The following is an 11,020-nucleotide window of genomic DNA, read 5'->3' as shown; positions in this document are numbered from 1 at the left end:
CAGCTGCCCCCGCCGCCGCCTCCTCCCCCGTCGCTGCTGGAACCACGGCGTGCGCGACGCCCCGCGACCGGCTTCTTGCGGCCACCCGATCCCGAGGCGAGGGCGGCGATGCCCACGACCACGACCACCAGGAACACGATGAAGACGAACAACTCCACCGACCTCACATCCTTCTGTCCCCCGAAGCGAGGTCCCCGCTTCTCGACTGACCGTTGGATTCCCATGCCCCGCCGGAGCCAAAGCGGACTTGAGCAACTCCAGAGCTTCGGCACAGGATGGCGCCCATGACACAAGGACGACCGCTGCTCAACCGCCGCCTCACCGAGTTCGGCACGACGATCTTCGCGGAGATGTCCGCGCTGGCCGCACGAACCGGATCGATCAACCTCGGTCAGGGGTTCCCCGACACCGACGGCCCCGAGGAGATCCGCGAAGCCGCGGTCCGCGCCCTGCGCGCCGGCCACGGCAACCAGTACCCACCGGGCCCCGGCGTCCCCGAGCTGCGCTCCGCGGTCGCGGAGCACCAGCAGCGCCACTACGGACTGGAGTACGACCCCGACGCCGAGGTCCTGGTCACCACGGGCGCCACGGAGGCGGTCGCGGCCTCCCTGCTGGCCCTCCTGGAGCCCGGCGACGAGGTCATCGCCCTGGAGCCGTACTACGACTCGTACGCCGCCTGCATCGCCATGGCGGGCGGTACCCGCGTCCCCGTCACGCTCCGGCCGCACGAGGGCGCCTACCGGCTCGACCTCGACGAGCTGCGCGCCGCCGTCACGCCCCGCACCCGGCTGATCCTGCTCAACACCCCGCACAACCCGACCGGCACCGTCCTGACCCGGGACGAACTGACGGCCGTCGCCGCACTCGCGTGCGAGCGGGACCTCCTGGTCGTCACGGACGAGGTCTACGAGCACCTCGTCTTCGAGGGCGAGCACATCCCCCTCGCGTCCTTCCCCGGCATGCGGGAGCGTACGGTCACCATCAGCAGCGCGGGCAAGACGTTCTCCCTGACGGGCTGGAAGATCGGCTGGATCACCGCGAGCCCGGAACTGGTCACCGCGGTCCGCTCCGCGAAGCAGTTCCTGACGTACGTCTCCGGCGGCCCCTTCCAGTACGCCGTCGCCGACGCACTGCGGCTGCCCGACAGCTACTTCGACGAGCTGCGCGCCGACCTGCGCGCCAAGCGCGATCTGCTCAGCGCGGGCCTCGCCGAGGCCGGCTTCGAGGTCTACAAGCCCGCCGGGACGTACTTCGTCACCACCGACATCCGCCCGCTCGGCGACGAGAGGGACGGCTTCGCCTTCTGCCGGGCGCTCCCGGAACGCTGCGGGGTCGTCGCCATCCCGAACGCGGTGTTCTACGACCACCGCGAGCAGGGCGCGCACTTCGTGCGCTTCGCGTTCTGCAAGCGCACGGAGGTGATCACCGAGGCGGTCACCCGGCTGAAGACACTCCAGGCGTCCTGACCGGGGGCGCGGCAGAGGCCGGACCCGATCAAGACAGAGGCCCGGTCGGGGCCGCCGGCCGTACCGGCCGCGCCCCTGACCGGGCCCGTGTCGCACTTCCCGCGGATCAGGCCTCCGTGGGCTCGCCGCCCTCGTCCTTCTTCTCGGCGGGCTCCAGACCCAGGCGGTCCACCAGCCACTTGTCGAACTCGATGGAAGCCCGCACCCAGCTGACCGTCGAGGAGACGAAGTGCTCCAGGCTGACACCCGTGCCGATGAGCATCTGCGCCTCACCGACCAGCCGTACGGAGGCCGCGGCGCCCTCCTCGCCCTCGTGGGCGTGCGTGTAGACCTTGGGCCACAGGGTGCGGCGGTTCCAGTCGTCGATCGCGTCGAGCAGGACGGCGCGCTGGTCCAGGGCGTGGGGGCGGTCGTAGAAGGTCCGGACCGAGAAGACCTGCTGCTCCTCCTCGCCGCGGAACATGAAGTACGTCCGGAAGTCTTCCCACGGCGCGGCGAGGTCGCCCTCGTCGTCGACGACGAACTTCAGCTCCATCTGCTCGAGAAGCTGCTTGACGAGGTCCTGGTCGGGGACCACGGGGCCCTCGGGTCCTGACGTCTGCGGTTCGGGCTGTCCCCCGAAGTTGGGGATCGAGGACGGGTCGATAGACATCGCTGGGTACTCCTGTGGATCGCACGTGGTTTCCTGGCTTCGACCCTAGCCGCGATCGCGGCCGGTAGTCCTACGCGCTCAGGGGAATCGTCCCCGCGGTCGTTCCCCTGGCCCGCGACCAGGAAACCGCGACCACGACCGCGCAGAGCGTGCCGACGAGTCCCGCCCCTCCGATCGTCTGGGCGGAGGACCCCGACAGCTCGGCCGCCAGGCCCCCCGCGGCGACACCGATCCCCTGCACCGCGGTCAGCCCCGACCTGGCGAGCCCCAGTGCCTGACCGCGCTGGTCGGCCGGGGTGAGCAGGACGAAGGTCGCCCCCGCGGTGATCTGGTAGGCGGAGCAGATGCCGGACACCAGCAGCACCAGCAGGGCCACCCCTACGCCGGGCCCGGCCCAGTAGACGACCAGCGGGAGGTTCGCGCCCACCGCGAGCGGCCCGAGCAGCCGCCGGCGGCGCTCGACGTCGAAGCCCGCACGCCCCAGGAGGGCCGCGCCCAGGACCATTCCTGCGGGGTGCGCGGCAAGCAGGAGCCCCACGGACGCGGCGCTTCCGCCGGCCTCCTCCGCGAAGGGGGCGGCCAGGCCCTCCGGCAGGACGATGAACCCCGCCAGCCAGCCGAGCGCCACCAGGGACCGCAGACGGGGGTCCGACCAGATCAGTGCGGCCGCCTTGCCCACCTGGGTGTGCATCCGCTTCGGCCGTGCGTCGGCGCCCGGGTCCACCGGCCGCGCCTTCACGCCCAGCCTGATCAGAGCCGCGGAGATCAGGAACGTCACCGCGTTCAGCCCCAGGGAGACATGGCTGCCGAGCCACACGACGAGCGCCCCGCCCGCCGCGAACCCGATCAGCTGTCCGGCCTGGTGGGTGATCATCACGACCCGCTGCCCCCGCTCGTACAGGCGCTCCCCCAGGACAGCCGGCAGCAGGGCGCCCTGCGAAGCCCCGAACGGCGCCTCGGCGAGCTGTGCCAGCACCAGCAGCCCGGCCAGCAGCGGCAGGGGCGTGCCGGGCAGGGCCATCAGGCCGACGAGGACGGCGCGCACCAGGTCGCATCCGATCATGACGGTGCGCCGGGGAAAACGGTCGGCGAGGCCGGAGAGGAGCACCCCGGACAGCAGAGCGGGCAGGCTCGTCAGGGCGTAGGTCGCGGCGGTCCAGCCCGCCGACTCGGTGCGCTCGTACACCAGCAGGGACAGCGCCACCCGCGCCAGCTGGTCGCCCAGCACCGACTGGGCATATGCCGTCCACAGCGTGCGGAATTCGCTCAGGCGAATGAGACTGTCACTTTTGCAATCCTTCGGCTCCGCACTCGCCTCGCCAGGTATTCGCTCCGTCATGGGCGTACCTTACCGGCTTCAGAATTCGTGACAGCCGCCCCCGCCATTAAAGAAAAGGGTCCCAAGTGTCCCGATATTGCGCGGAACGCGATCACTCACCAGCACACCAATAACGCTTCGGCCGAGGGTGCCGATATGTATCGCCCCGACACAAATCGAGGTCTGGACCTTTTCGCATCCGCCATTCAGCCACGGAATGCAAATTTTCGGCTCGATTTGGAGGGCGGTTCCGCGGACAGTGTGTGCCGGATGCACCCTTCAATAGGCCGGGGCCGTACACACGTGTGTCCCCTGCCGGACCCGCGGGGTCCGGCAGGGGACACCGGCGGCGCCTAGAGGGTCTTCGCCTCCGTAGCGGCCACCACGGAGAGCCCGTCACCGGCCCGTTCCACCCGGACCGTGTCGCCGTCCCTGACCTCGCCCGCGAGGATCTCCTTCGCGAGCCGGTCGCCGATCGCGGTCTGGATGAGCCGGCGCAGCGGCCGGGCGCCGTACGCCGGGTCGTTGCCCTCCTCCGCCAGCCAGGCAAGCGCGTCCGGGGTGACGTCGAGGTGGATCCGGCGGTCGGCCAGGCGGGCAGCGAGACGGGCCACCTGGAGCCCCGCGATGTGGGCGAGCTCATCGCCGGACAGGGCGGAGAAGACGACCAGATCGTCGAGCCGGTTGAGGAACTCCGGCTTGAACGAGGCCCGTACGACCTCCAGCACCTGCTCCTTCTTCACCTCGGGGTCGGTCAGGGGGTCCACCAGGAACTGGCTGCCGAGGTTCGAGGTCAGGACCAGGATGGTGTTGCGGAAGTCCACCGTCCGCCCCTGCCCGTCGGTGAGCCGGCCGTCGTCGAGCACCTGGAGCAGGACGTCGAAGACCTCGGGGTGGGCCTTCTCGACCTCGTCGAGCAGCACGACGCTGTACGGGCGGCGGCGGACCGCCTCCGTGAGCTGGCCGCCCTCCTCGTAGCCGACGTAGCCGGGCGGGGCGCCGACGAGCCGGGCGACGCTGTGCTTCTCGCCGTACTCGCTCATGTCGATGCGGACCATGGCCCGCTCGTCGTCGAACAGGAAGTCCGCGAGTGCCTTGGCCAGCTCCGTCTTGCCGACACCGGTCGGGCCGAGGAAGAGGAACGATCCGGTGGGCCGGTCGGGGTCGGCGATCCCGGCGCGGGTACGGCGTACGGCGTCCGACACGGCCCGCACGGCCTCGGTCTGGCCGATCAGCCGCCGGCCGAGTTCGGACTCCATCCGCAGCAGCTTCTGGGTCTCGCCCTCCAGCAGGCGTCCGGCCGGGATACCTGTCCAGGCACCGACCACGTCCGCGATGTCGTCCGGGCCGACCTCGTCCTTGACCATGGTGTCGACGGCGGCCTCCTGCTCGGCCTCGTCGGCCTCCGCGAGCTCGCGCTCCAGGCCGGGGATCTCCCCGTACAGCAGCTTGGACGCGGTGTCGAAGTCGCCGTCGCGCTGTGCGCGCTCGGCCTGGCCGCGCAGCTCGTCGAGGCGCTCCTTGAGCTCACCGACACGGTTCAGGCCCTGCTTCTCCTTCTCCCAGCGGGCGGTGAGACCGCGCAGCTCCTCCTCCTTGTCGGCGAGGTCGCGGCGGATCTTCTCCAGGCGCTCCTTGGAGCCCTGGTCGCTCTCGTTCTTGAGAGCCAGCTCCTCCATGTGCAGCCGGTCCACGGAGCGCTGGAGCTCGTCGATCTCCAGGGGCGAGGAGTCGATCTCCATGCGGAGCCTGGAGGCCGCCTCGTCGACCAGGTCGATCGCCTTGTCGGGCAGGAAGCGGGACGTGATGTAGCGGTCTGAGAGCGTCGCGGCGGCCACCAGCGAGGAGTCGGCGATCTGGACCTTGTGGTGCGCCTCGTAGCGCCCCTTGAGGCCACGCAGGATCGCGATGGTGTCCTCGACGGACGGCTCGGCGACCAGGACCTGCTGGAAGCGGCGCTCCAGGGCGGGGTCCTTCTCGATGCGCTCGCGGTACTCGTCCAGCGTGGTGGCGCCGACCATGCGGAGCTCACCGCGGGCGAGCATCGGCTTGAGCATGTTGCCCGCGTCCATCGACGAGTCGCCGCCGGCGCCCGCGCCGACGACGGTGTGCAGCTCGTCGATGAAGGTGATGATCTGTCCGTCGCTCTCCTTGATCTCGGAGAGGACGGTCTTGAGGCGTTCCTCGAACTCACCGCGGTACTTGGCGCCGGCGACCATCGCTCCGAGATCCAGCGAGACCAGCTTCTTGTTCCGCAGGGACTCGGGGACGTCGCCCTTGACGATGCGCTGGGCGAGGCCCTCGACGACGGCCGTCTTGCCGACGCCCGGCTCACCGATGAGCACGGGGTTGTTCTTCGTGCGTCGCGACAGCACCTGCACGACGCGGCGGATCTCCTGGTCACGGCCGATGACCGGATCCAGCTTGCCCTCGCGCGCGGCGGCCGTGAAGTCGGTGCCGAACTTCTCCAGAGCCTTGTACTGGCCCTCGGGGTCGGGAGTGGTCACCCGGCGCCCTCCCCTGCTCTTCTCGAATGCGTCCAGGAGCTTCTTCGCACTGGCTCCCTGCCCGTCGAGGATCTCACCGGCGCGGCCGCCCTTCGCGGCGACGGAGATCAGCAGGTGCTCGGTGGAGAGGTAGTCGTCGCCGAGCTCCTTGGCGCACCGGTCGGCGTCGGCGAGGACTGCGAGCAGATCACGGCTCGGCTGCGGTGGCGCGACGGTCGACCCGGTGACGCTGGGCAGCGAACCGAGGAGCCGCTCGGTCTCCTCACGCACCGCCACCTGGTCGGCCTCGACGGAGGCCAGCAGGTCGGTGATGTTCGCGTTGTCCTCGCCCGCGAGCAGCGCAAGCAGCAGATGTCCGGGGGTCAGATCGGGGTGACCGTCCTTGACGGCCCTGCTGGTGGCCGCGTTGAGGGCGTCCCGGCTCTTGTTGGTCAGCTCGGCGTCCACGGGCGTCGTCTCCTCCTCGTGCTGGTGCTTCACGAAACTATGACCCGAACAACGGGTACAAAGTTGAGTCTATTCCACTCAAGGCTGATCCGGTGCCTCCGCGCCCTCCGAATCTCCCTCTGTCTAGGCTGACCCCATGCCTGACGTGCGCAACCCCGGCCCCGAGTACCTCGCCTTCTGGAGGGAGCGCCATGTGTGCACCCTGACCACGCTCCGCCCGGACGGCACGCCCCACGTGGTGCCGGTCGGAGTGACGTACGACCCGGAGACACGGATCGCCCGCGTCATCACCGGCGGGAACACCAGGAAGGCCGCCCACGTCCGCGCGGCCGGCCCGGACGGGGCACGGGTCGCCGTCTGCCAGATGCAGGGGCGCCGCTGGGCGACGCTGGAGGGCCGGGCGGTGATCCGCACGGAGCCCAGCGAGGTCGAGGACGCGGTACGCCGATACGCGGAGCGCTACGAGCGCACCCCGAGGGACAACCCGGAGCGCGTCGTCATCGAGATCGCCGTCGACCGGGCGCTCGGAAAGGGCTGAGAGATCTGCTCGAATCGAGCTGGTTGTTCAGAACGTTTCCGCGCAGCACAACGGCGCCATCGTGTTCAGGTCACGATGGCGCCGCTGTGTGGGGGAAGTGCCTGAACGACATGAAAAAACGGGGGAATCGTTCAGGCACTGCGGGGGGTGGCGGAAATGGCTTCTTGTTCGAACAGCTCATGGTCACGCTGATCGAGATTCACGAAAATCATGCCGTACCTCACGGCGCAGCGGACCGGTTGCGGCGCTCCACGAGGCCGGCGAACACAGCGATAGGCACGGATATCGTCATCCGTTTCCATGACGACGACGATCGGCTCTCCGAACAGGGTGACCATCAACGAATCGCCCTGGCGGGTGAGCGCCGTGAGCAGATCGATGAAATGCCACCCTGAGCGATAGGCCGTGGCCATCTCCCGCCGGAAGGTGCGGTCGTCCGGTGGGGTGGTCATGCGCCGACGTGGTTCGGAGCCGCGCCCCACGTGATGTCACTCGGAGCCGCGCCCCACGTGATGTCACCGGGTGCCGCGCCCCACGTGATATCCCCCGGAGCCGCACCCCACGTGATGTCACCGGGTGCCACCTGCTCGACCGACGCAACCCCCCAGGTGATGTCCTGGGTCCCCACCGCCCCGTACGCCAGGGCCCCGACAAAGGCAGTGGCAAGCACCGAGCGAAGCATTCGCTTAGACATTTCGGCTTCGTCCTCACTTGATGGATTCATCTCCCCCGCAACCAAGACGATGTCTTACACGGACACGCAAGCACCACCGGATCGATGCATCATGTTCCTGCACGTTCAGGAACATGGGGGGTGGAGATATGCGCACAAGTGACTCAAAAGCGTCACATCCTCACGGGATCACCCAACTATGCGATGCGGGGCAGGCCCTCTACGCCAGCGCGTTGCGGTCCGGACGCATCCCGCGCGTGGAGGTCGAACCAGCCCCTTGCCTGATGGATTTCGCCCTGCTCCACCCCGATCCCGACGACGCCGACTGGCTACGCCCCGTACCGCCCTCGGCGGCCCTCGCGCAATGGCTCCACCCCATAGAGCGGGAGATCCAGGAGCGGAGGCGCCACTCCCTGGAACTGGCCGAGTCCTTCGAGCCGTTCATGGACATCAGCGCCCAGGACCCGCCGACGACACACGCCATCACCGTGCTGGAGGGCAGCACACGCATCAACGCCGCCATCGACGCTGCCACGGCGGAGTGCCACACCGAGGTGCTCACTGTGCAGCCGGGGGGCGGCCGGAGCGAGGACATCCTCAGCAAAGGACTGGAACGGGGCAAGGCGGTGGTGGACCGCGGTGTGAGCATCCGCACGCTCTACCAGCACACGGTGCGCCACCACCAGGGGACGTTCGCGTACGCGGAACGCCTGGCCGAAGGCGTGACGATCCGCACGCTGGAGGAACTCGTGGAGCGCCTTCTCATCTTCGACCGGACCGTCGCCTTCATCCCGGCCCAGGACGACCGGACAGTCGCTCTGGAACTCCGGCACCCCGGTCTCGTCTCCTATCTGATCAGCGTCTTCGAGCAGCTCTGGCAGACCGCCACCCCGCTTCTGGAAGACATCCGGTACGAGCCGACTCCGGTCGGGATCAGCGGGGTTCAGCGCTCCATAGCCCATCTCCTGGTCGAGGGCCATGTCGACGACTCCATAGCCCGCAGGCTCGGCATGAACGTCCGGACCTGCCGGGCCCACATCGCCAAGCTGTCGGCCACCCTGGGCAGCACGAGCCGTGCCCAACTGGGCTTCCTGATCGCGCGTTCAGGAATCCTGGATCAGGACTCCTGAACGCGCGTGCCCCGAGGAACTTACGCCTCGGGCCGACGGACCACCCGCGCTCAGGGGGGGGCGAACGCAGCCAAGTCCTATCCGCACCGGGCGAGTTCGGCTCTCGCCCGACCCGTCCACACTCTCCCGGCGGCGCCGCTTCCACCACCGTCATCTCCCTGCACTGCACAAAGTGAGGGGTCATCATATGGATACCGATGGGACAAAACCGGCGCATCCGCACGACCTGAGGGAGCTCTGCGCGCCCGCGATCCATCTGCATGAGGAAGCCCTCCGAACCGGCCGCGCCCCTCGCACCGCCCTGGCGCAGGCGGCGTGCCTGATCGACATGGCACTCGTCCACCCGGACACGAGCGACGACGCGTGGATGCGGCCCGTCCCACCGTCCGCCGCACTGGCCCACCTGCTGCAGCCCCCGCGCCCACATCGCCAAGCTGATGCAGACTCTGGGCGCCGACAGCCGCACCCACCTCGGTGTTCTGATCGTGCAGTCCGGCATCGTCGAGTCCGGCGATGCCGAGTCCGGTGATGTCGAGTCGGGCAATGCGACCGCGACGCCGAAAGGGCCTGTCCCCGAGTCCTGAGACTCGGGGACAGGCCCTTTCACCGCCGGCTCAGCCCTTCGGCCTCTTCGGCCGCCAGACCACCAGCGCACCGGCCTGCTGAACGTCCTGGTACGGCACCAGGTCACGCCGGTAGGAGGCGTGCACCTGTGCCTCGCGCTGCTGCATGGCCACGGCCGCGCCGTCCACCGCAGCCGAGAGCTCGGCCACGCGCTGCTGGAGCGCGGCGACCTGGTTCTCCAGCTCGATGATGCGCTTGATGCCCGCCAGGTTGATGCCCTCGTCCTGCGACAACTGCTGCACCGTGCGCAGCAGTTCGATGTCACGGGCCGAGTAGCGCCGGCCGCGCCCCGCCGTGCGGTCGGGCGAGACCAGGCCGAGGCGGTCGTACTGGCGCAGCGTCTGCGGGTGCAGGCCCGAGAGCTGGGCCGCGATCGAGATCACGTACACCGGTGATTCGTCTGTCAGCTGGTACGGATTACGTCGACGGCCGTCCATCTCAAGCTCCCTTCGCAGCCTGGAACAGCTCCGCCCGCGGGTCCTCCCCCGCGGTCGCCTTCCGGTACGTCTCCAGCGCTTCCTGCGCCTCCGGGCCGAGGTCCGTGGGCACGGACACCTCGACGGTGACCAGGAGGTCGCCGCGGGTGCCGTCCTTACGCACGGCCCCCTTGCCCCGGGCCCGCATCGTACGTCCGTTGGGCGTACCGGCAGGGAGCTTGAGGGTGACCGGAGGCCCGCCGAGCGTGGGCACCTTCACCTCGCCGCCGAGCGCCGCCTCCGGGAAGGTGACGGGCACGGTGACGGTGAGGTTGTCGCCCTTGCGGCCGAAGACGGGGTGGGCGTCGACGTGGACGACGACATAGAGGTCGCCGGCCGGGCCGCCGCGCTCGCCCGGACTGCCCTTGCCGCGCAGCCTGATCCGCTGGCCGTCCAGCACCCCCGCGGGGATCCTGACCTGCATCGTGCGGGCCGACTTCGCCCGGCCGCTGCCCTTGCAGACGTCGCAGGGGTCCTGGGCGATGAGGCCCCGGCCCTTGCAGTCCACACAGGGATCGGTCAGCGAGAACCCGCCTCCGGTGCCGCGAGAGACCTGACCGGTGCCGACACACGTCGGGCAGACCCTCGGGGTGCCGTTCTTGTCGCCGGTGCCCGAACACGCCTTGCAGGGAGCCTGGCTGGACATCCGCAGCGGGACCGTGGCCCCGTCGACCGCCTCGGTGAAGCTGAGCGTCACCTCGGACTCGATGTCCTGGCCGCGCCGCGGCTGGACACGTGTGCCCGCACCGCCGCGGTTGAACAGCCCGCCGAAGACATCGCCCAGGCCGCCACCGCCGCCACCGCCGAAACCACCGGCGCCGGCACCCTGGCCGCCACCCGGGGCACCTCCGAAGAGGTCGCCCAGGTCGAAGTTGAAGTTGCCGCCCGCACCGCCGGGACCCGCCCTGAAGCCTCCGTTGCCGAAGAGGGCGCGCGCCTCGTCGTACTCCTTGCGCTTCTTGGGGTCACCGAGGATGTCGTTCGCCTCGGAGATCTCCTTGAAGCGCTCCTCCGCCTTGGCGTCACTCTTGTTGGCGTCCGGGTGGTACTCGCGGGCGAGCTTCCGGTACGCCTTCTTCACCTCGGCGTCGGTGGCGTCCTTGGGGACGCCGAGAACCTTGTAGTAGTCCTTCTCGACGAAGTCCTTCGTGCTCATCGACGTCCCTCCTTCCGGACGATCGGCCATGCG

The 11,020-nt window shown here is 69.5% G+C and carries 10 protein-coding genes; 4 read left to right on the top strand and 6 right to left on the bottom strand.

The genetic code is table 11. The annotated features are described in order from the left end of the window. Positions 1-284 precede the first annotated feature (284 nt). Complete coding sequence (locus BFF76_RS22805; protein ID WP_053929486.1) at positions 285-1,466, top strand: pyridoxal phosphate-dependent aminotransferase; 1,182 nt, start codon at positions 285-287, stop codon at positions 1,464-1,466. 106 nt (positions 1,467-1,572) lie between these two features. Here the strand turns inward: BFF76_RS22805 and BFF76_RS22800 are convergent, their stop codons facing one another. The 3 genes from BFF76_RS22800 to clpB form a co-directional block, all read right to left on the bottom strand. Then, positions 1,573-2,118, bottom strand: coding sequence for a type III secretion system chaperone family protein (locus BFF76_RS22800; RefSeq protein ID WP_031090719.1), 546 nt, complete (start codon positions 2,116-2,118; stop codon positions 1,573-1,575). A gap of 70 nt (positions 2,119-2,188) precedes the next feature. Continuing rightward, a complete protein-coding gene (locus tag BFF76_RS22795; RefSeq protein WP_053929487.1) occupies positions 2,189-3,457 on the bottom strand; it encodes an MFS transporter in 1,269 nt (422 codons plus the stop codon). 332 nt (positions 3,458-3,789) lie between these two features. Continuing rightward, entirely contained in the window at positions 3,790-6,390 is a 2,601-nt protein-coding gene (gene clpB, locus BFF76_RS22790; protein WP_031090717.1) for an ATP-dependent chaperone ClpB, read from the bottom strand. 136 nt (positions 6,391-6,526) lie between these two features. On the opposite strand from clpB, the gene BFF76_RS22785 reads away from it, so the two are divergent. Then, on the top strand, positions 6,527-6,928 hold the full coding sequence (locus BFF76_RS22785; RefSeq protein ID WP_031090716.1) for a pyridoxamine 5'-phosphate oxidase family protein: 402 nt from the start codon (positions 6,527-6,529) through the stop codon (positions 6,926-6,928). A 131-nt stretch (positions 6,929-7,059) separates the two neighbouring features. On the opposite strand, the gene BFF76_RS22780 is transcribed toward BFF76_RS22785, so the two are convergent. After that, positions 7,060-7,380 carry a Rieske (2Fe-2S) protein gene (locus BFF76_RS22780; protein ID WP_031090715.1) on the bottom strand — a complete coding sequence of 107 codons (321 nt, stop codon included), beginning with the start codon at positions 7,378-7,380 and terminating at the stop codon, positions 7,060-7,062. Positions 7,381-7,885: 505 nt separating this feature from the next. Between BFF76_RS22780 and BFF76_RS22770 the strand changes: the two genes are divergently transcribed. After that, positions 7,886-8,731 carry a hypothetical protein gene (locus BFF76_RS22770; protein WP_031090711.1) on the top strand — a complete coding sequence of 282 codons (846 nt, stop codon included), beginning with the start codon at positions 7,886-7,888 and terminating at the stop codon, positions 8,729-8,731. 437 nt (positions 8,732-9,168) lie between these two features. Next, the gene (locus tag BFF76_RS33370; RefSeq protein WP_199831511.1) at positions 9,169-9,315 is read left to right on the top strand and encodes a hypothetical protein; all 147 of its coding nucleotides are present in this window, start codon (positions 9,169-9,171) and stop codon (positions 9,313-9,315) included. Positions 9,316-9,345: 30 nt separating this feature from the next. Here BFF76_RS33370 and BFF76_RS22765 read toward each other — a convergent pair whose 3' ends face one another. Together BFF76_RS22765 and dnaJ are read right to left on the bottom strand one after the other, a co-directional pair. Further along, positions 9,346-9,792 (bottom strand): heat shock protein transcriptional repressor HspR, encoded by a 447-nt coding sequence (locus tag BFF76_RS22765; RefSeq protein ID WP_031090709.1) that lies wholly within the window; start codon positions 9,790-9,792, stop codon positions 9,346-9,348. 1 nt (position 9,793) lies between these two features. Next, positions 9,794-10,987, bottom strand: a complete 1,194-nt coding sequence (gene dnaJ / locus BFF76_RS22760; RefSeq protein ID WP_031090707.1) for a molecular chaperone DnaJ — start codon at positions 10,985-10,987, stop codon at positions 9,794-9,796. Between the last annotated feature and the right edge of the window lie 33 nt (positions 10,988-11,020).

The sequence above is a fragment of the Streptomyces mutomycini genome (assembly GCF_001700505.1).
Classification (GTDB): domain Bacteria; phylum Actinomycetota; class Actinomycetes; order Streptomycetales; family Streptomycetaceae; genus Streptomyces; species Streptomyces mutomycini.
Note: the sequence above shows the minus strand (reverse complement) of the source record. Positions and strands in the feature narration are given on the sequence as shown.

What these genes read in the sequence shown, in the direction of transcription:
- BFF76_RS22805 (WP_053929486.1), top strand. Translation starts at nt 285, where the DNA reads ATGACACAAGGACGACCGCTGCTCAACCGCCGCCTCACCGAGTTCGGC.
- BFF76_RS22800 (WP_031090719.1), bottom strand. Translation starts at nt 2,118, where the DNA reads ATGTCTATCGACCCGTCCTCGATCCCCAACTTCGGGGGACAGCCCGAA.
- BFF76_RS22795 (WP_053929487.1), bottom strand. Translation starts at nt 3,457, where the DNA reads ATGACGGAGCGAATACCTGGCGAGGCGAGTGCGGAGCCGAAGGATTGC.
- BFF76_RS22785 (WP_031090716.1), top strand. Translation starts at nt 6,527, where the DNA reads ATGCCTGACGTGCGCAACCCCGGCCCCGAGTACCTCGCCTTCTGGAGG.
- BFF76_RS22780 (WP_031090715.1), bottom strand. Translation starts at nt 7,380, where the DNA reads ATGACCACCCCACCGGACGACCGCACCTTCCGGCGGGAGATGGCCACG.
- BFF76_RS22770 (WP_031090711.1), top strand. Translation starts at nt 7,886, where the DNA reads ATGGATTTCGCCCTGCTCCACCCCGATCCCGACGACGCCGACTGGCTA.
- BFF76_RS33370 (WP_199831511.1), top strand. Translation starts at nt 9,169, where the DNA reads ATGCAGACTCTGGGCGCCGACAGCCGCACCCACCTCGGTGTTCTGATC.
- BFF76_RS22765 (WP_031090709.1), bottom strand. Translation starts at nt 9,792, where the DNA reads ATGGACGGCCGTCGACGTAATCCGTACCAGCTGACAGACGAATCACCG.
- dnaJ (WP_031090707.1), bottom strand. Translation starts at nt 10,987, where the DNA reads ATGAGCACGAAGGACTTCGTCGAGAAGGACTACTACAAGGTTCTCGGC.